Origin of the sequence: Pseudomonas sp. IzPS59 (assembly GCF_014863505.1) — a bacterium.
GTDB classification, from domain to species: domain Bacteria; phylum Pseudomonadota; class Gammaproteobacteria; order Pseudomonadales; family Pseudomonadaceae; genus Aquipseudomonas; species Aquipseudomonas kribbensis.
In genome coordinates, this window is the sequence record NZ_CP062251.1 from 1,077,066 (window position 1) to 1,096,197 (window position 19,132).

The 19,132-nt window shown below is 61.0% G+C and carries 22 protein-coding genes; 11 read left to right on the plus strand and 11 right to left on the minus strand.

Going from position 1 to position 19,132, the window contains the following annotated elements:
* The first annotated feature begins 84 nt into the window (after positions 1-84).
* Positions 85-1,188 carry an NADH:flavin oxidoreductase gene (locus IF189_RS04675; RefSeq protein ID WP_192552904.1) on the plus strand — a complete coding sequence of 368 codons (1,104 nt, stop codon included), beginning with the start codon at positions 85-87 and terminating at the stop codon, positions 1,186-1,188.
* Here IF189_RS04675 and IF189_RS04680 read toward each other — a convergent pair.
* Both IF189_RS04680 and cysZ read right to left on the minus strand, forming a co-directional pair.
* The gene (locus IF189_RS04680) at positions 1,157-2,377 is read right to left on the minus strand and encodes a glycosyltransferase family 4 protein (protein WP_134825512.1); all 1,221 of its coding nucleotides are present in this window, start codon (positions 2,375-2,377) and stop codon (positions 1,157-1,159) included. The genes IF189_RS04675 and IF189_RS04680 overlap by 32 nt on opposite strands.
* A 42-nt stretch (positions 2,378-2,419) precedes the next feature.
* The gene (gene cysZ / locus IF189_RS04685; RefSeq protein WP_114881439.1) at positions 2,420-3,172 is read right to left on the minus strand and encodes a sulfate transporter CysZ; all 753 of its coding nucleotides are present in this window, start codon (positions 3,170-3,172) and stop codon (positions 2,420-2,422) included.
* A gap of 312 nt (positions 3,173-3,484) precedes the next feature.
* Between cysZ and trxB the strand changes: the two genes are divergently transcribed.
* On the plus strand, positions 3,485-4,447 hold the full coding sequence (gene trxB / locus IF189_RS04690) for a thioredoxin-disulfide reductase (protein ID WP_085711762.1): 963 nt from the start codon (positions 3,485-3,487) through the stop codon (positions 4,445-4,447).
* 64 nt (positions 4,448-4,511) lie between these two features.
* On the opposite strand, the gene IF189_RS04695 is transcribed toward trxB, so the two are convergent.
* From IF189_RS04695 to IF189_RS04720, 6 genes are all read right to left on the minus strand, one after another.
* Complete coding sequence (locus tag IF189_RS04695) at positions 4,512-4,850, minus strand: HopJ type III effector protein (RefSeq protein ID WP_134825513.1); 339 nt, start codon at positions 4,848-4,850, stop codon at positions 4,512-4,514.
* The gene (locus IF189_RS04700; protein WP_085711760.1) at positions 4,843-5,139 is read right to left on the minus strand and encodes a DUF1244 domain-containing protein; all 297 of its coding nucleotides are present in this window, start codon (positions 5,137-5,139) and stop codon (positions 4,843-4,845) included. Before IF189_RS04700 ends, IF189_RS04695 begins: the two co-directional genes overlap by 8 nt.
* Positions 5,140-5,240: 101 nt before the next feature.
* Positions 5,241-5,612, minus strand: a complete 372-nt coding sequence (gene folX / locus IF189_RS04705; RefSeq protein WP_007957207.1) for a dihydroneopterin triphosphate 2'-epimerase — start codon at positions 5,610-5,612, stop codon at positions 5,241-5,243.
* On the minus strand, positions 5,613-6,173 hold the full coding sequence (folE, locus tag IF189_RS04710; protein ID WP_085711759.1) for a GTP cyclohydrolase I FolE: 561 nt from the start codon (positions 6,171-6,173) through the stop codon (positions 5,613-5,615).
* 22 nt (positions 6,174-6,195) lie between these two features.
* Positions 6,196-6,906 carry a dihydromonapterin reductase gene (gene folM, locus IF189_RS04715; protein ID WP_192552905.1) on the minus strand — a complete coding sequence of 237 codons (711 nt, stop codon included), beginning with the start codon at positions 6,904-6,906 and terminating at the stop codon, positions 6,196-6,198.
* 56 nt (positions 6,907-6,962) lie between these two features.
* Positions 6,963-7,532: an antibiotic biosynthesis monooxygenase gene (locus IF189_RS04720; RefSeq protein ID WP_085711757.1), complete on the minus strand. Its 570-nt coding sequence runs from the start codon at positions 7,530-7,532 to the stop codon at positions 6,963-6,965.
* 213 nt (positions 7,533-7,745) lie between these two features.
* Here IF189_RS04720 and IF189_RS04725 point away from each other — a divergent pair, with 213 nt between their 5' ends.
* Positions 7,746-8,705 (plus strand): MerR family transcriptional regulator, encoded by a 960-nt coding sequence (locus IF189_RS04725; RefSeq protein WP_134825515.1) that lies wholly within the window; start codon positions 7,746-7,748, stop codon positions 8,703-8,705.
* 3 nt (positions 8,706-8,708) lie between these two features.
* On the opposite strand, the gene IF189_RS04730 is transcribed toward IF189_RS04725, so the two are convergent.
* Both IF189_RS04730 and IF189_RS04735 read right to left on the minus strand, forming a co-directional pair.
* Complete coding sequence (locus IF189_RS04730; RefSeq protein WP_192552906.1) at positions 8,709-9,314, minus strand: hypothetical protein; 606 nt, start codon at positions 9,312-9,314, stop codon at positions 8,709-8,711.
* Between the two features lie 54 nt (positions 9,315-9,368).
* Positions 9,369-9,845: a PAS domain-containing protein gene (locus tag IF189_RS04735; protein ID WP_192552907.1), complete on the minus strand. Its 477-nt coding sequence runs from the start codon at positions 9,843-9,845 to the stop codon at positions 9,369-9,371.
* 153 nt (positions 9,846-9,998) lie between these two features.
* On the opposite strand from IF189_RS04735, the gene IF189_RS04740 reads away from it, so the two are divergent.
* On the plus strand, positions 9,999-10,454 hold the full coding sequence (locus IF189_RS04740) for a flavodoxin (protein ID WP_134825517.1): 456 nt from the start codon (positions 9,999-10,001) through the stop codon (positions 10,452-10,454).
* On the opposite strand, the gene IF189_RS04745 is transcribed toward IF189_RS04740, so the two are convergent.
* Complete coding sequence (locus tag IF189_RS04745) at positions 10,444-11,331, minus strand: LysR family transcriptional regulator (protein WP_134825518.1); 888 nt, start codon at positions 11,329-11,331, stop codon at positions 10,444-10,446. The genes IF189_RS04740 and IF189_RS04745 overlap by 11 nt on opposite strands.
* A 95-nt stretch (positions 11,332-11,426) precedes the next feature.
* Between IF189_RS04745 and IF189_RS04750 the strand changes: the two genes are divergently transcribed.
* From IF189_RS04750 to IF189_RS04780, 7 genes are all read left to right on the plus strand, one after another.
* Entirely contained in the window at positions 11,427-11,813 is a 387-nt protein-coding gene (locus tag IF189_RS04750) for a CidA/LrgA family protein (protein ID WP_192552908.1), read from the plus strand.
* The gene (locus tag IF189_RS04755) at positions 11,803-12,489 is read left to right on the plus strand and encodes an LrgB family protein (protein ID WP_119426728.1); all 687 of its coding nucleotides are present in this window, start codon (positions 11,803-11,805) and stop codon (positions 12,487-12,489) included. The genes IF189_RS04750 and IF189_RS04755 overlap by 11 nt, the downstream gene beginning before the upstream one ends.
* Positions 12,490-12,620: 131 nt before the next feature.
* Positions 12,621-13,403, plus strand: a complete 783-nt coding sequence (locus IF189_RS04760; RefSeq protein WP_192552909.1) for a class II aldolase/adducin family protein — start codon at positions 12,621-12,623, stop codon at positions 13,401-13,403.
* Positions 13,403-14,305: an alpha/beta fold hydrolase gene (locus IF189_RS04765; protein WP_192552910.1), complete on the plus strand. Its 903-nt coding sequence runs from the start codon at positions 13,403-13,405 to the stop codon at positions 14,303-14,305. The genes IF189_RS04760 and IF189_RS04765 overlap by 1 nt, the downstream gene beginning before the upstream one ends.
* 152 nt (positions 14,306-14,457) lie before the next feature.
* A complete protein-coding gene (locus IF189_RS04770) occupies positions 14,458-15,369 on the plus strand; it encodes an SDR family oxidoreductase (RefSeq protein ID WP_192552911.1) in 912 nt (303 codons plus the stop codon).
* 534 nt (positions 15,370-15,903) lie between these two features.
* The gene (locus IF189_RS04775; RefSeq protein WP_134825523.1) at positions 15,904-17,697 is read left to right on the plus strand and encodes a DUF1302 domain-containing protein; all 1,794 of its coding nucleotides are present in this window, start codon (positions 15,904-15,906) and stop codon (positions 17,695-17,697) included.
* Positions 17,698-17,720: 23 nt separating this feature from the next.
* Complete coding sequence (locus IF189_RS04780) at positions 17,721-19,088, plus strand: DUF1329 domain-containing protein (RefSeq protein WP_413038517.1); 1,368 nt, start codon at positions 17,721-17,723, stop codon at positions 19,086-19,088.
* Positions 19,089-19,132: the final 44 nt, after the last annotated feature.

Below are 19,132 nucleotides of genomic sequence, written 5' to 3' on the forward strand. Positions count from 1 at the left end.
TGCTATCACACTGTTGGAACTCCGCATATTATCGCCGTCATATTGAATTCAATGCCCGTCGATCAATTTTTCGTGGAGCCTCCCATGCCTGTTCAAGCCTTGTTCAAACCGTTCCAGCTCGGTGCCCTCGAACTGCCGACCCGCGTAGTCATGGCGCCGATGACCCGTTCGTTCTCTCCGGGCGGCGTACCCAATTCCAAAGTGATCGAGTACTACCGTCGTCGTGCGGCGGCCGGTGTCGGCCTGATCATCACCGAGGGCACCACTGTCGGCCACCAAGCCTCCAACGGCTACCCGAATGTGCCGCAGTTCTTCGGCGAAGCAGCACTGGCCGGCTGGAAGAAAGTCGTCGACGCGGTGCACGCCGAGGGCGGCAAGATTGTCCCGCAACTGTGGCACGTCGGCAGCGTTCGCCGCATCGGCACCGAGCCGGATGCCAGCGTGCCGGGTTATGGTCCGAGCGAGAAACTCAAGGACGGTCAGGTCGTGGTGCACGGCATGACCAGGCAGGACATCCAGGACGTAATCGCAGCCTTTGCCCAGGCCGCCAAAGATGCCCAGAGCATCGGCATGGACGGCGTGGAGATACACGGCGCCCACGGTTACCTGATCGACCAGTTCTTCTGGGAAGGCAGCAACCAGCGCACCGATGAATACGGCGGCAGCCTGGCCAACCGTTCGCGTTTCGCCATCGAGCTGATCCAGGCCGTACGTGCTGCCGTGGGTGAGGGCTTCCCGATCATCTTCCGCTTCTCGCAGTGGAAGCAGCAGGACTACACCGCACGTCTGGTGCAAACCCCGGAGGCGCTGGGCGAGTTTCTCAAGCCGTTGTCCGACGCCGGCGTGGATATTTTCCACTGCTCGACGCGCCGTTTCTGGGAGCCGGAATTCGAAGGTTCCGAACTGAACCTGGCGGGCTGGACTCGCAAGCTGACCGGCAAGCCGACCATCACCGTCGGCAGCGTTGGCCTCGATGGCGAGTTCCTGCAGTTCATGGTCAACACCGACAAGGTGGCGCAACCGGCCAGCCTGGAAAAACTGCTGGAGCGTCTGAACAACGATGAGTTCGATCTGGTGGCCGTGGGCCGTGCGCTGCTGGTCGATCCGGACTGGGCGCAGAAAGTGCGCGAAGGCCGCGAGCAGGACATTCTGCCGTTCAGCCGTGAGGCGTTGATGACGCTGGTTTGATTGCAGTGGGGGGCTTGTCGCGCAGGTCGCGGCAAGCTCCCTGCAGATGGTTTTCAAACTGCTCGATGATCGCCGCCCAGCCTTGACGACTGGCATGCTGGCGGGCGTTCAATCTGACGCAGCGCAAGGTTTCATCCTCTTCCAGCAGCCACTGCGCTGCATCGCAAAACGCCTCCTCATCCCCCGGCATTGCCAGCACGCCGTTGTAGCCGTGGCGAATGTGCTGCGCAGCGGCCGCCTGATCGTAGGCCACCACGCCAAGACCTGAGGCCAGTGCCTCCAGCACGACGTTGCCGAAGGTCTCGGTCATGCTCGGAAACAGGAACAGATCGCCGGATGCATAGTGCGCCGCCAATGCTTCGCCGCGTTGCGAGCCGCAGAAAATCGCGTCGGGCAATTCCTTTTCCAGAGCTACACGCTGCGGTCCGTCACCGACGATGATCAATTTCAGATTGCGTTGCGGGTACGCGCCGGCGAGCTTGTCGAAGCAGCGTTTGAGCAGACCAAGATTCTTTTCCGGCGCCAGGCGTCCTACGTGAATCACTGCAATGTCTTGCTCACTCAGTCCCCATTGCTCACGCAGGGCGTTCAGGCGTTTGGTCGGGTGGAACAACTGACTGTCGACGCCTCGGGACAGCAGCGCCAGACGATCGAAATGCCGCCGTTCCAGTTCCAGTCGCTGGCTGACGCTCGGCACCAGGGTCAACGCCGAATGATTGTGGAACCAGCGCAGATAATGCGTCAGCAAACGCGTCAGCAGACCGAGACCGTACTGGTTGGTGTACTGCTGGAAATTGGTGTGGAAACCGCTGACTACTGCGATGCCCAGGCGGCGTGCGGCTCGCAGTGCCGACAACCCGAGCGGACCTTCAGTCGCGATGTACAGCACATCCGGGCGTTGGCGAGTCCAGCGGCGCAGCAACTTGTGCATCGACGACTGACCCCACTGCAACCCCGGATAACCCGGCAGTGGCCAGCCCCGGCACAACAGCAGCGCATCGTCCTCAGTGCGCTGAGGATCGTCACCCTGACGTGGCCGCACCAGTTCCACCCGATGCCCGCGCGCGCGCAAACCGTCGCACAAGCGGCCAAGGGTATTGGCCACGCCGTTGATTTCTGGTGGGAAGGTTTCGCTGATCAGGGTGATGTGTAGAGCTGTCGTCATGGCCTCAGTGTCGACTGAGGCCATGTCGCGCTTGTGACGTTCGGATGATGGATTTGTGACGTGCGCTCAGCGTTGTGTCACTAGATTTTCGGCACCGCGCTCGCGCACCCAGAACAGCGTAGCCCCGGCCACGGCAGCGGGCATCATCAGGATGTTCACCACCGGGATCAGCAGCGCCAGGTAAACGATCCCGCCAAAGCTCATGCTCTGCCAGCGCTTCTGCCGCAGCCAGGCGAGCATCTCGTTCCAGCCCAGTTTGTGGTTGTCCGCCGGGTAGTCGATGTACTGGATCGCCATCATCCATACGCCGAACAGCAGCCACAGCGGCGCAGCGATAATATTCACCATCGGGATGAACGACAGGATGAACAGGCCGATGGCCCGGGGCAGGAAGTAGCCCAGTTTGCGCATTTCCCGGGCGAGGGTGCGCGGGATCATCGCGATCAGTTCACCCCAGCTGAAGGCCGGGAAATCGTCGGTGCCGCGTACCACGACTTCGACTTTTTCCGCGAGAAAGCCGTTGAACGGCGCGGCGATCACGTTGGCGAGCATGGTGAAAGTGAAGAACACCATCAACGCCACCAGCACCACGAACAGCGGCCACAGGATGTAGCTCAGGAAGCTCAGCCAGTCGGGGAGCGACGGCATCAGGGAATCGACCCACAGGCTGAACTGGTGGCCGGCGAAATAGATCAATCCGACGAACAGCACCAGGTTGATCGCCAGCGGCAGCAGCACGAACAGGCGCAGGCCAGGACTCAGGACCAGTTTCAGGCCTTCGCGCAGGTATTGCGGGCCGGAGAGAACAGGGGCGGGCATAGGGTGCTCCGAGCAAGGGAAAACGCGCCGACCTTACCGGCTTTGCATAAGCTGTGAAAGCGCGGCAGCGGGATCGACATTCACTGTAACAAAGACGTCCATCTCGTCAGTGTGTCGGCATAGAGACCACCTATGAGCTGGATTGTTAAACCGTATTTCCTTAATCTTGCCCCCCTCGATACGCTGCACCCAACTTTTTACAGGACTGTCGAGCTCACGCCTTCCCCAAGGTTATCCACAGTCCTTTTTTATTCTCGCCGGCAGTCCGGCGTCCGCGCCTGATGTATCGGCCGGTCAACAGGAGACAGGTTCATGTCTGAAGTCCGTCATTCGCGAGTGATCATTCTCGGTTCCGGCCCTGCCGGTTACAGCGCTGCTGTCTACGCTGCCCGTGCCAACCTCAAGCCGCTGCTGATCACCGGCATGCAGGCTGGCGGTCAACTGACCACCACCACCGAAGTCGACAACTGGCCGGGCGACGTCCACGGCCTGACCGGTCCGGTGCTGATGGAGCGCATGCGCGAGCACGCCGAGCGTTTTGAAACCGAGATCGTCTTCGATCACATCAACGCCGTGGACTTCGCTTCCAAACCGTACAGCCTGACCGGCGACAGCGGCACTTACACCTGCGACGCCCTGATCATCGCCACCGGTGCCAGCGCTCGTTACCTGGGCCTGCCGTCGGAAGAAGCGTTCATGGGCAAAGGCGTTTCGGCCTGCGCAACCTGCGACGGATTCTTCTATCGCAACAAGCCGGTGGCCGTGGTCGGTGGCGGCAACACCGCTGTCGAAGAAGCCCTGTACCTGGCCAACATCGCCAGCAAGGTCACCCTGATCCACCGTCGCGAAACCTTCCGCGCCGAGAAGATCCTGATCGACAAGCTCAACGCCCGTGTGGCCGAAGGCAAGATCGAGCTGAAACTGAACGCGACCCTGGACGAAGTGCTGGGCGACAACATGGGCGTGACCGGTGCGCGTCTGAAGAACAACGACGGCAGCTTCGACGAAATCAAGGTCGACGGCGTGTTCATCGCGATCGGCCACACCCCGAACACCTCGCTGTTCGAAGGTCAGCTGGAGCTGAAGGACGGCTACCTCGTCGTTCAGGGCGGCCGTGAAGGCAACGCCACCGCGACCAGCGTCGAAGGCATCTTCGCCGCCGGCGACGTGGCCGACCACGTTTACCGTCAGGCCATTACCTCGGCCGGCGCCGGCTGCATGGCGGCACTGGACACCGAGCGTTACCTGGACGATCTGCAGAACGCTTCGTTCTAAGATCGCAGACATAAAAAAACCGGCCTATTGGCCGGTTTTTTTGTGCCTGCGATTCGCTCGGGAATCAGCGGCGGGTCAGCGGCTGCGCTTCGAACTTCACGCCAGCCAGACCGTGTTTGATCAGCGCACGGATATTGCCGTGATCGCTGCCTTCAGGCGTTGCCACGACCGAACGGTAGTGTTCGCCGAACGCCAGCAGCGCTTCTTCATCGCTCAAGCCTTCCAGCAGCGCCAGACCCAACGTCTTGCACGAACCTTCGTTCTGCCCGGCCGCGTTTTCCACGCCGCCGTTGTTGAACGCCTGAGGCTGGTAGTCGTAACCGGCGGCGATGAAGGACAAGGTGTCGGCAAATACGTGTTCGCCGCTCTTGAGGCTGGCGCGCAGGGTGTTCAGATCACTCATTGGGTTTTCCTTTGGCGAACGCCGCTTGTTGTTCGGCGCTGGCTTCTTGCTGATATTGGGCTTTCCACTCGGCGTACGGCATGCCGTAAACCACTTCCCGGGCATCGTCGAGGCTGACCTCGATCTGGCGCTCGTCGGCGGCGGCCTTGTACCACTTCGACAGGCAATTGCGGCAGAAACCGGAGAGGTTCATCAGGTCGATGTTCTGCACATCCTTGCGGCTGTCCAGGTGGGCGACCAGCCGGCGGAAGGCGGCGGCTTCGAGTTCGAGGCGTTGTTGTTCGGTCATGGAAGTCTCTTCGAGACAGCTGAGAGCGGCAAGCTCCGAGCTGCAAGATTCTGAAATGTGGGGTGCCTTTAGCTTACCGCTTGCAGCTCGAAGCTTGAAGCTTAGCGGCTTGCCGCGAGCGTGATCGACACCGACTCGGCAAAACGCAACGCGTGCGGCTTGTCGACTTCGACCTCGGCGTACAGCACCGATTCGTTGGCCATCACCAGATCCAGCAGCTCCTGGGTCAGGCGTTCGAGCAGCGCGAAACGGTTGCCCTCCACGTGGGCGATGATCGCCTTGGTGATGGTGCGGTAGTTCAGCGCGTGGTCGATGTCGTTGTCACGCACCGCTTCCTGTGCGGCGTAGAGGATGGTCAGGTTGATCAGCACATCCTGCTTGTTGAGGATTTCGTCCTCGTTGATTCCGATAAAGGTGCGCAGGCGCAGATCCTTGACCCGGATGCGCGCCATTCCCGGTTGAAGTTGTGGCATTTACTTGCTCCGTCCAATCAATTGCAGGAACTCCTGGCGGGTGTTGCTCGACTCGCGGAAGGCGCCGAGCATGACCGAGGTGTTCATGGTCGAATTCTGTTTCTCGACACCGCGCATCATCATGCACATGTGCCGGGCTTCGATGACCACCGCGACACCGGCGGCATCGGTGACTTGCTGCACCGCCTCGGCGATCTGCCGGGTCAGGTTTTCCTGGATCTGCAGACGGCGGGCGAACATGTCCACCAGCCGTGCGATCTTCGACAGTCCCAGTACCTTGCCTGTCGGAATATAAGCCACATGGGCCTTGCCGATGAAGGGCAGCAGGTGATGTTCGCACAACGAGTAGAGCTCGATGTCGGCGACGATGATCATCTCGTCGCTGTCGGAAGCGAACAGCGCACCATTGACGATCTCGTCGACGCTCTGTTCATAGCCGTGACACAGATACTGCATGGCCTTGGCCGCGCGCACCGGTGTGTCGAGCAAGCCTTCACGGTCGGGATCTTCACCGAGGCCGATCAGGATCTCGCGGTAGTTTTCGGGCAGGGAACGGGTCATGGAGCATCCTCGCGGGGGCGTTTTACTTGACGTGCCGCCCGCCGTTGACGGTCAGGGTGGTGCCGGTGACATAGGGGTTGTCGAGCAGATAGCGCAGGCTCTGATAGACCACTTCGCTGCCCGGCTCGATACCCAGCGCGGACTTGGCCAGCGCCTTGGCGCGGTATGCCGCGTCGTCGTCGGGATTGAACAATAGCAGGGCCGGCGCGATGCCGTTGACCTTGATCGACGGCGCGTAACGCGCGGCGAAGGACAGTGTGAGGCTGTCGAGCCCGGCCTTGCTGGCGCAATAGCCGATGTGTTTGCTGCTGCCCTTGCGGGTGACGTCGTCGCTGATGTGGATGATGTCGGCGGGGCTCGAACGTTGCAGCAAATCAGCGCAATGCAGATTGATCAGGTACGGCGCCAGCATGTGGATGTTGAACATCCGGGTGAAGGCTTCGGCTTCACCGTCGCCGTTTTCCGCCAGCCATTCGGAGGCGTTGTGCACGATGGCCCGCAGGCTGTCGGTGTGGGTTTTCAGTTCAGCGATGAAAGCGAGGATTGAGGCCTCGCTGGAAAAATCCGCGAATACCCCGATGGCCCCCAGATCCCTTAACGTTTTCACACCGGAACGTTCGCTGCGGTAGGTGAAGATGACCCGGTGGCCGTCCTCCAGCAGTCGCTGCGCGCAATGCAGCCCGACGCGCTGGCCGGCGCCAGTGATGAGAATGGGGGCTGTGGAAAGGGTCATGAACGGCTCGCGTCGAGGTCAGTGTAAAAACTATAACAGCGACGCGAGCGATGGTTTCAGCGATTTTGCGCGGGCGCCGCACCGGGCAATGGACGGGCCGGGGCGCTGTTGAGCCAGCCGGCCAGCAGACGCGTCGACAGCGGGATAAAGAAATAGACCATCAACGGTGTCAGGCACAGCGTGCTGATGAATACGCGGGGCAACAGGCTCATTTCTCCGAGCAGCGGACCGAGCACGAAGTTGAACAGCAGCGACACCGGGAAGAACGCCAGCCAGATGGCTACGGCCTGTTTCCAGCGTGGTGGGCGGACGCCTGCTGCGCCGAACCAGCCTTCGATGCCGCTGACCCGATGCTCCTTCGGATGGGCGAACAGATCACTGCCACGGGACAGCCACGCGGTGCGCGATGCCGAGTGCTCCCAGGCATGCAGGGTCTGTTCGTCGACAAAGCGGAAAATGATCTGGAATTCATTATCGCCGGGAGGCGGAGCCAGGACGCCGGAACCGAGATAGCCGGGGAAATCGGTGGCCAGTTGTTCGCCTTCGCGCAGCCAGGCGATCAGGTCCTGATAGCGGCCATCGGCGACGCGACGGGCGACCATCAGCGTGACGGGGGAAGTAGACATTGTGTATCTCCGAATTGCATATGCGTCGCTCCGGGTAGGAGTTTCGCCTGACGCAGCGCCGGGGTAGAGGGCTGCGCTTTTCGACAAGCAAGGATTATTCCTGATTATTGTGACGAAACCAGAGACGTTCGTCCCATTTCATCGCTTGAATCGGAATGGGGCATCAGAGGTAGAATGGGATCCAACTACGCCAACAAGGACGTGTCCGCACACATGCCTGTCATTACTGACGTTCGCCTTGCCTCGCAGGTCTCTGTTGCGCTTGAGCGCGAGGAGCTTTTCCCCATACGCGAGGTGGCACGGCTGACCGGCGTCAATCCGGTCACCCTGCGCGCATGGGAGCGGCGTTATGGCTTGATCCAGCCGACACGCACCGAAAGTGGGCACCGGTTGTATTCGATGACCGATATCGAGCGCGTTCGCAGTATCGTCGACTGGATCGATCGTGGTGTCTCGGTGAGCAAGGTCGGCAGGATCCTCGCCAAGACCGAGCCGATGAAGGCGTTGGCGCACATCATTCCCGATGACCTGGTGCAGGCTGACTACCTGCAATGGCAGGAGCAGGTTCAGCGAGCTGTCAGTTCGTTCGATGACCAGGAACTGGATCGGGTCTACGGTCAGATTTTCTCTTCCTACACGCTGCCTGTGGTGTTCCAGGACATCCTGATGCCGCTGTGGCTGCAGCTGTTGCAGCGACAGGATGCATTCGGGCAAACCAGCGAGTGGCTGTTCCTCGACGGTTTCCTGAGGGCGCGGGTACTGCAGCGCATCGTTGTGTTGCGTGGCTCGCATCCGCGCAAGGTGATTGTCAGTGCCCTGGCCGGGCAATGTCGCGAGCTTGAACTGCTGGTGGCGGCACTGTTTCTCAGTGGCAACGATGCAGGCGTTCGGGTGTTGACCACCGGCCAGCCGTTCGACGAGCTGACACTGGTTTGCGAAAAGATCAAACCCCAGGCGCTGGTGCTGTTTTCCAATCACGCCCCGACTGCCGAATTGCCCCGGCGTCTGAACCGCCTGGCCCTGAGTCTGGATTGTCAGCTGATGCTGGCGGGCGATGCGTCGGATCTGGCGCAGGACAGCCTGGCCGGATCATCGGTGGGCTGTCTGGGCAATGAAGGGTCAACCATGCGCCAGCGTCTGAACCAGTTTCTCGCGGGGACGCTGGATACCTGAGGCTCAGGTATGCAGGGCAGGGTGGGTCAGTCGGTGTTGCTGAAGGATGAACTGGCGCAGGCGTTCGGTTTCGTCAGCGTCGCTCTGGCTCAGGTCGTAAGCGAAGAAACCGCTTTCGGTTCCCCGTTCGAAGGTGCCACGCAGGGAAATCCGCTCATAGCCTGAAGGGCTGAACCACAGGGCGAAATGCTTCGGCGGCTTGGTCTTGTTGCGCACCTCCAGCAGCACGCCTTTATGCGAAACCTCGTGAACCCACAACATGCCCGGTTGGCCTTTGGCATTCTCCAACGCTACCGGCTCTTCAAGGGCCAGACGCCATGGGCGAACCATCGGACCGTCTTCATAGATGCTTGGCACACCCAGGCGCAAATGCAGGGCATGGAATTCGTCTTCCACCAGATGAAGCGGAAAGGTCATCTGCTGGTTTTCGAAGTTGGCCTGGATGGTGACTTGCTCATGGGCCGCCAGGCGCGTGAGCAGATCACGGATCTGCGAACCACCATTGACCAGCAGGCTCGACGTCGCATCCCGCACATTGAGCTGCGGGTTGTGTTGCATGGTCTGGATGAAATCCAGCTCATCCTGGGTCAGGAGGGCGTCGCGTTGCATGGCTAGCTCGAAATAAATAATTACAAAGTCATTGGTGATTGTAGTTAATGACACTTAGTTCGCAGTTTTGTTTGCGCCGTTCGTCGCTTTCAGGGCCGCCAGTTCTGCTTCGAGAGCCGCGACCTGGGCTTCCAGTTGCGCCACTCGCTGCTGCGCCTTGACCTGAACGGTGACGTCCTTTTGCACGCCAACGAAGTAAGTCTGACCATCATCAGCGTTTTTTACCGTCGACAGCGACAGCTCGTTCCAGAACGGTGTGCCGTCCTTGCGATAGTTTCGGATGATTTCCCGACACGAACCCTTATTGCGCAATGCTTCGCGAATCAGTGGCAGATTTTCCTGGTTCCGGTCTCCGGCCTGCAGAAAACGGCAATCCTGATACAGGATTTCTTCACTGGTGTAACCCGTCAGGCGTTCGAAAGCCGGGTTCACGTAAATCAGGATGTTGTCTTCCTTGCCTTCTCGCTCGGCCACCACGATTCCGTCGTTCGACGCGTTGATCACCATTTGCAGCAGGCTGGCATTGATCATCTTTGAATCCCTTCAAGGTTGTCGGTGGCAGGCATTCTAGAAGATCAATCAGCGCTGTCTACTGGCCATCAGCGCTTATCGAGAGCCAATCGCAACATTGCGTCAGTGGCTGTTACTATCGCCGCTCTTTTTTTCAGTTTCAGGATCAGATTGATGAAAGTCGCCATCCTCTCCGGCTCGGTGTACGGCACGGCCGAAGAAGTCGCTCGCCACGCGCAAAGCCTGCTGAAAGCCGCCGGTTTTGAAACCTTCTACAACTCGCGCGCCAGCCTCGCCGAACTCCAGACCTTTGGCCCCGAGGCCTTGCTCGCAGTAACTTCGACCACCGGCATGGGCGAGTTGCCGGACAACCTGCAACCGCTGTACTCGAGCATTCGCGATCAGTTGCCGGCGGCCTGGCGCGGTTTGCCTGGCGCGGTGATCGCCTTGGGCGACGCCAGTTACGGCGACACGTTCTGCGGCGGTGGTGAGCAGATGCGTGAATTGTTCGGTGAGCTGGGCGTGCGTGAAGTACAGGACATGCTGCGCATCGACGCCAGCGAAAGCGTCACCCCGGAAACTGACGCGGAGCCTTGGCTCGAGCAGTTGATCGCCACGCTCAAAGGCTGATCCCGCGTTCGCGCAGCAGTGCGAGCCAGGCCTGCGCAGCCTTCGACAGATAGGCGCCCCGGCGCCAGATGAAGGCGATGTCCCAGCGCAGGTAGTCCGGCGCGTTCAAGGTCAGGCGCACCACGCCTGGCCGCACCAGCCCGCGGGCCACCACGCTGGGAAGCAGCACGACGCCTTGCCCGGCGGCCACCAGTGCCGCGAGAAAATCCGCCTGACCGCTACGGCCACCCTCCTTCGGGGTGAAGCCCATCTGCTGGCACGCCTGAAGCAAACGGTCATTGAGCACGAAACTGCGCTGATACAGCAGGAACGGCGTGTCGGCCAGTTCCTCCAGACCGATTTCACCTTTCGTCGCCAATGGGTGATCTATCGGCAGCAGCGCATCGAGCGGCTCATCGCAGAACGGCTGGAAGTCGAACTGAGGATCTTTCGGCAGCAGACTCCCGCCCAGTTCCAGTTCACCGCTCAACACGGCTTGTTCGATATGGCGACTGCCGCCTTCGAGCAATTGCACGCTGATGTTCGGGTAACGCCGTCGGTATTCGGCGAACAACCCGGCGAACAGCGCATCGCTGCCCAGCAAAGGCAAACCGAGGCGCAACTCGCCCCGCGCCAGATGACTGAGATCATCCAGTTCGGTGAGCAATTCATCGCGCAGGCGCAGCATGCCTTCGGCCCGTTGCAGCACCACGCTGCCGGCGGCGGTCAGGCGCAATTGCGAACCCAGGCGATCGAGCAGCGGGGTGCCAAGGCTCTGTTCGAGCTGGGCGATCTGCTTGCTCACGGCGGACTGACTGATGTGCAGGGTTTTCGCCGCCTGGGTGAAACCACCCTGATGCATGACTTCGACGAAGCTTTTGAGCTGTTTGAATTCCATGGCCTGATTCCGGATTGGAATGGCTTTGAGTCTAACAATTCGCTTCGGAGATGGCAGCCGGGTTCGTAAAATGGGCACCTGAAAGGAGCCCACCGATGAAAGCCTCGACCCTCAAATACCTCTCTCGCCTGCTGGCCGAACTGGCCGTGCTGCTCGGTCTCTACCTGCTCGGCTGCCAGTTGGCCACTTGGCTGGCCTGGCCGATCCCCGGCGGCGTGGTTGGCATGGCATTGCTGCTGCTGGCGTTTGCATTCGGCTGGGTCAAACCGGCGGCGTTGCAAATGGGCGCGGGACTGTTGATGGCCGAGATGCTGCTGTTCTTCATTCCGGCGCTGATGAGCCTGCTGGATTACGGCGCCTTGTTGCGTGATGACGGCTGGCGGATTCTGCTGGTGATCGCCGCCAGCACGCTGATGGTGATGCTGGTGACGGCGTTCACCGTTGAACTGGCCGTGCGCCTGAGGCGGTCCCATGAAGCTTGAACTGATGCCGATGTTCTGGCTGGCGTTCACCTTGCTGGCCTACCTGTTCAGTCGCTGGCTGTATCGCCGTACCGGGCGTTACCTGCTGTCGCCACTGATTCTGGTCCCCGCGTTGCTGCTGGCGCTCGCGGTGCCATTGCATACCGCTTATGCGGAATACTCCAGCAACACCCACTGGCTGATGCTGGTGCTCGGCCCGGTCACCGTCGCGTTTGCGGTGCCGATCTGGCAACAGCGACGTTTGCTGGTGCGGCACTGGTCGGCGTTGTTGCTGGGCATGCTGGCCGGCAGTGCCGCATCGATTGCCACCTCGTTCGGTCTGGCCAGGGCTTTGGCGCTGGACAGTTCGGTCACGCTGTCACTGGTGCCGCGCTCGATCACCACACCGTTTGCCATGCCGCTGGCGCAGGATCTCGGCGGGGTGCCTGAATTGACGGCGGTGTTCGTGATGTTCACCGGGGTGTTTGGCGCGATGCTCGGCGGGGTATTGCTCAAGTGGCTGCCACTGCGCAGCGCTTTGGCACGTGGTGCTCTGTTTGGTGTTGGCGCCCATGGTGCGGGCGTCAGTCGCGCCCATGAAGTGGGCGGCGAAGAAGGCTCGGTGGCGGGGCTGGTGATGGTGCTCACCGGGCTGCTCAATCTGTTCGCCGCACCTTTGTTGGCGTCGTTGCTTTGACATGGATCCAAGCGGTTTGCGCAGCTGACTCGCTCAGTCATCAAGCTGGCTGCCAATGCAACTACGCGAAACCCCGGGGCTGACTAGACTGCTGACACCTGCCGAAAAAAACAAAAACAGAGGTGCATACAGTGAGCGTATCCCCCGTCCCTTCTTCCTTGAATGTCAAAGATCAGGTCAGTGCCGCGGAGTGGCAGACCCGGGTCGATCTTGCCGCCTGCTATCGACTGGTCGCCCTGCATGGCTGGGACGATCTGATCTTCACCCACATCTCGGCCAAGGTGCCGGGCACCGAAGATTTCCTGATCAACCCGTTCGGGATGATGTTCCATGAGATCACCGCGTCCAGCCTGGTGAAGGTCGACCAGGCCGGCAACAAGCTCATGGACAGCCCCTACGAAATCAATCCTGCCGGCTACACCATCCACAGCGCCGTCCACGAAGTGCGCCATGATGTGACCTGCGTGCTTCATACCCACACCGCTTCCGGTGTTGCGGTGTCGGCACAGAAACAGGGCGTGTTGCCGATCAGTCAGCAATCGTTGTTCGTGCTGTCGAGCCTGGCCTTCCATGCTTACGAAGGCGTGGCACTCAATCACGAAGAGAAGGACCGGTTGCAGGCCGACCTTGGCGACAACAATTTCCTGATGCTGCACAACCACGGTCTGCTGACTTGTGGCGGCACCATCGCTGACACGTTCCTGATGATGTTTACCTTCCAGCGCGCCTGCGACATCCAGGTCATGGCGCAGACCGGCGGTGCCGAACTGATCGCCATCGAACCGCAGATTCTGGCGGGCGCCAAAGCAATGATTGCCGGCGTCACCAAAAGTGCTCAAGGCATGGGCGGCGCGCTGGCCTGGCCGGCGCTGCTGCGCAAACTCGATAAACAAGACCCGGGGTATAAACTCTAATGCCTCTCGCCGAGATTCCTCTGAGTGCCTGGCGCAAACGCAGCCAGTCGTTTGTCTTCCGTGGCCAGTCGATCCGTTACTGGACGGCCGGGCAGGGCGAACCGCTGCTGCTGATCCACGGCTTCCCGACGGCCAGCTGGGACTGGCATTACCTTTGGCAGCCGCTGGCCCAGCGCTTTCGGGTGATCGCCTGCGACATGCTCGGCTTCGGCGACTCGGCCAAACCGCTGAACCACACCTACAGCCTGCTGGAGCAAGCCGATCTGCAACAGGCGTTGCTCACTCATCTGCAGGTCGAGCAACCGGTGCATCTCCTTGCCCATGACTACGGCGACAGCGTTGCCCAGGAACTGCTGGCCCGGCACTACGAAGAGAAGATCGAAGTCGCCAGTTGTGTGTTCCTCAACGGTGGTCTGTTCCCGGAAACCCATCGTCCGTTGCTGGCGCAAAAACTGCTGCTCAGCCCGCTGGGCTGGATGATCGGCCGCGCGTTTACCCGCGATGCCCTGGTGAAAAGCTTCCGGCAGATCTTCGGCCCGGACACCCGGCCCAGCGAAAGTGAAATGGACGACTTCTGGAGCCTGGTCGAATGCAATCGCGGGCCGCGCATCATGCACAAGTTGATCACCTACATTCCGGAACGCCGGGTGCAGCGTGATCGCTGGGTCGCAGCGATGCAGCGCGGCGAGGTGCCGTTGCGGGTGATCGATGGCGAAGTCGATCCGATCTCCGGCGCGCACATGGTCGAACGTTATCGCGAGTTGATCCCCGATGCGGACACCGTGCTATTGCCGGGCATTGGTCATTACCCGCAAAGCGAAGCGCCGGTGCAGGTGCTCAAGCACTACCTGGAATTTCGTGATCACTTCGTGCTGCCGCCGCGCAAGGTGGCGTGCTCCTGATCGACGGGCGGGGGCGCGTTGCGCCTCTGCACGGTTTCATCATCCCCCAGCCTTATCGCGCACCATTCAGCCTCAACCGTGTTCGTTGTGACCGCGCGCTCTGTGCCTGACACTCGGGGACACTGTCCCTCAGGCCTGCTGGAGTTGCCTCGATGAATGAGTCTGTGCGTTTCGAAGATAAAGTCGTGATCGTCACCGGAGCCGGTGGTGGCCTGGGGCGCGCTCATGCTTTGCTGTTCGCCAAACAGGGCGCCAAAGTGCTGGTCAACGACCTCGGCGGCTCGACCCAGGGCGAAGGCGCCAACGCTTCGGCCGCCGACCGCGTGGTGGCGGAAATCCGCGAGGCCGGCGGCATTGCCGAGGCCAACCATGACTCGGTGACCGACGGCGACAAACTGGTGCAGAACGCCCTCGATGTGTTTGGCCGCGTCGATGTGGTTGTGAACAATGCCGGCATCCTGCGCGACAAGACCTTCCACAAGATGGAAGACGCCGACTGGGATCTGGTCTACCGCGTCCACGTCGAAGGCGCCTACAAGGTGACCCGCGCCGCATGGCCACACCTGCGCGAGCAAAACTACGGTCGGGTGATCTTCACCGCATCGACCTCCGGTATCTACGGCAACTTCGGCCAGTCCAACTACGGCATGGCCAAACTCGGTCTTTACGGCCTGACCCGCACCCTGGCCATCGAAGGTCGCAAGAACAACATCCTGGTCAACGCCATCGCCCCTACCGGCGGCACACGTATGACCGAAGGCCTGATTCCGCCGCAAGTGTTCGAACAACTCAAACCGGAACTGGTCAGCCCGCTGGTGGTGTACCTGGCCAGCGAGCAATGCCAGGAAACCGCAGGCCTGTTCGAGGTCGGCGGCGGCTGGATGGGCAAGGTGCGCTGGGAGCGCAGCCTGGGCGCCGGGTTCGATCCTCGCGTCGGTTTTTCCCCGGATGATGTCGCGGCGCACTGGCAGCAGATTTGTGATTTCGAAGGGGCCGCGCATCCGAAGGACAATATAGAAGCGCTGAAAGAAATGATGGCGAATCTGCAGAAGTATTCGCTCTGACGCCTTTGTGTCGCCTGGCAGGACTCGTCCGGGTCCTGCCGCTCCCGCCAAACATCCCCGCCTTAGAGTTCCTGCAAAAAACACCGCCCATAAAAAAGGCCGCTGCAAACGCAGCGGCCAAGGTAAGACGTTGGATCAAGGAGCTACAAATCAACGTCAGTGAACACCTGGGCGATGGAGCGAAGAGCGCTTCAATCCATCAGAATTCGGTTGCCGACGACTCGGTCGCGGACTTTTTGCTTCCTGGCTGGGCTGCCGTGAAAGCCCGTTCAGAATAAGCGCCTGAGGCCAAAGGAAAAATAGCGATTCCGGACATGCACTGTTACGGGGCATGTAACAGTGGGGTGCCCCGAGGTGGGGATCATCCGTTGCGTTGATCATGGGTTATCCAGCCGGTTCATGTCCTGCGGCAGGCCCCGTCCCAGATAGGGATTCATCCTTTCGAGCGACAGCGCGAATACCTCCTTGGTGCGCTTATCGTCCCCGTGTGGCGGCAGTAGGGTGGGGGCTTCTGTCACTCACCGGGGAAGACGCATGACAAAAACAACAATGCGCGCCATCTTCAAACCGCAGGCGCTGGCGGCTGCGGTTGCCTTGGGCTGCTGCGTCCAGGCCCATGCGGTCGATTTCAACATCGGCGAAATCGAAGGCACGTTCGACTCATCGCTGTCGGTCGGCGCGAGCTGGGGCATGCGCGATGCGGACAAGTCGCTGGTCGGCACGGTCAATGGCGGTACGGGTCAGTCTTCGACCGGTGATGACGGGCGCTTGAACTTCAAGAAGGGCGAGACCTTTTCCAAGATCTTCAAGGGCATCCACGACCTTGAATTGAAGTACGGCGACACCGGTGTGTTCGTGCGCGGCAAGTACTGGTACGACTTCGAACTCAAGGATGAAGACCGCGAGTTCAAGCCGATCAGCGACAAGGGCCGCAAGGAAGGCGCCAAGTCTTCAGGCGGACAGATTCTCGACGCGTTCGTCTATCACAACTACTCCATCGCCGACCTGCCGGGCACCGTGCGCGCCGGCAAGCAGGTGGTGAGCTGGGGCGAAAGTACTTTCATTGGCAACTCGATCAACAGCATCAACCCGATCGACGTCTCGGCGTTCCGCCGGCCCGGTGCCGAGATCAAGGAAGGCCTGATTCCGGTGAACATGCTGTTCGGCTCCCAGAGCCTGACGGACAAGCTCTCGGTCGAAGGTTTCTATCAACTGGAATGGGACCAGACCGTTCTCGACAACTGCGGCACGTTCTTCGGTGTCGACGTGGCGGCGGATGGTTGCAACAACGGTTACACCGTCGGCAGTCCGGCGATTGCTCCGCTGGCGCCGCTGGCCGCTGCGTTTGGGCAACCTATCCAGGTCACCCGCGAAGGCGTGGTCGTGCCCCGTGGCGGTGACCGCGATGCGCGGGATTCCGGGCAGTGGGGAACGGCGTTGCGCTGGCTCGGCGACGATACCGAATATGGCCTGTACTTCATGAATTACCACAGCCGCACACCTACGGTCGGCACCATCACCGCCGGGCTGTCGACCCTGTCGGCACTGCCGGGGATGGTCAGCACCGCCAACCGCCTGGCTCCCGGCAGCGGTTCCGGGCTGGCGCAAAGCGTGATGCTCGGGCGTGGTCAGTACTACCTCGAATACCCGGAGGACATCCGCCTGTATGGCGCAAGCTTTGCCACCACCCTGCCCACTGGCACCGCGTGGACCGGCGAGCTCAGCTACCGGCCGAATGCCCCGGTGCAGGTCAACACCAACGACTTGACGCTGGCACTGCTCAACCCGATTGCCGGCGGTGCGGCGTCGCCACTGACCACTTCACCTGGCGCCGACAACAAAGGCTACCGGCGCAAGGAAGTGACGCAGCTGCAGAGCACCCTCACGCACTTCTTCGATCAAGTGCTGGGCGCCGAACGCCTGACCGTGGTCGGCGAGGCGGCGGTGGTGCGGGTCGGCGGACTGGAGTCGCGCAGCAAGCTGCGTTACGGCCGTGACTCGGTCTACGGCCAGTACGGTTTCGGCGGCGACACCGGCGGGTTCGTCACGTCGACCTCCTGGGGCTATCGCGCCCGGGCCATCCTCGACTACGCCAACGTGATCGGCGGGATCAACCTCAAGCCCAACCTGTCCTGGTCCCACGACGTCTCCGGTTACGGCCCTAACGGGCTGTTCAACGAAGGCGCCAAGGCGATCAGCGTCGGCGTCGATGCCGACTACCGCAACACTTACACCGCCAGCCTCAGTTACACCGATTTTTTTGGCGGCGATTACAACGTCCTCACTGACCGTGACTTCGTGGCCCTGAGCTTCGGCGTGAACTTCTGATCTGCCCGAGAAGGATGAAATCCATGCGCAAGATGATTCTGCAATGCGGTGTCCTGGCCCTGAGCCTGTTGGCTGCCAACGTGATCGCGGCGGTGTCGCCGCAAGAGGCCGACAAGCTCGGCACCAGCCTGACGCCGCTCGGTGCCGAGAAGGCCGGTAACGCCGACGGCTCGATTCCGGCCTGGACCGGCGGTATTCCGAAAAACGCCGGAGCGGTGGACAGCAAGGGCTTTCTTGCCGACCCGTTCGCCAATGAAAAACCGCTGTTCACCATCACCGCCGCCAACGTCGACCAGTACAAGGCCAAACTCTCCGAGGGGCAGGTGGCGATGTTCAAGCGCTACCCGGAAACCTACAAGATCCCGGTCTACCCGACCCACCGCACCGTCGCCGTGCCACCGGAAATCTACGAGTCGGCCAAGCGTAGTGCGCTGAACGTGACCACGATCAACGACGGCAACGGCCTGGCCAATTTCACCGGCAACCGCTACTACGCCTTCCCGATTCCGAAGAACGGCGTCGAGGTGTTGTGGAACCACATCACCCGTTATCACGGCGGCAATCTGCGACGGATCATCACTCAGGTGACACCGCAGACCAATGGCAGCTACACGCCGATCCGCTTCGAGGAAGAGATTGCCGTGCCGCAGTTGATGAAAGACCTGGACCCGCAGCAGGCGGCCAACGTGCTGACCTTCTTCAAGCAGTCGGTGACCGCGCCGGCGCGTCTGGCTGGCAACGTATTGCTGGTGCACGAAACCCTCGACCAGGTGAAGGAGCCGCGTCTGGCCTGGATCTACAACGCCGGGCAGCGTCGGGTGCGCCGTGCGCCGCAAGTGGCGTATGACGGGCCAGGCACCGCCGCCGATGGCCTGCGGACTTCGGACAACTTCGACATGTTCTCCGGCGCGCCGGATCGTTACGACTGGAAGCTGATCGGCAAGAAGGAAATGTACATTCCGTACAACAGCTACAAACTCGATTCGCCGAAGCTCAAGTACGACGACATCGTCAAGGCCGGGCACATCAATCAGGACCTGACCCGCTATGAATTGCACCGGGTCTGGGAAGTGATCGGTACGGTCAAGCCGAGCGAGCGACACATCTACGCCAAGCGCCACATGTACATCGACGAGGACAGCTGGCAGGTGGCACTGGTCGATCACTACGATGGTCGCGGGCAGCTGTGGCGCGTGGCCGAGGGGCATGCCCAGTACTACTACGATCACCAGGCTCAGGCCTACACGCTGGAAGCGCTCTACGACATCATCGCCGGTCGCTACATCGCCCTTGGGATGAAGAACGAGGAGAAGCACAGCTTCGAATTCGGCTTCGAAGCCAAGGTTGCAGACTTCACTCCTTCAGCCCTGCGTGCCGAGGGCGTGCGCTAGGGTTTTCGATACACCGGCAAGACAAAAGGCGACCGGGTGGTCGC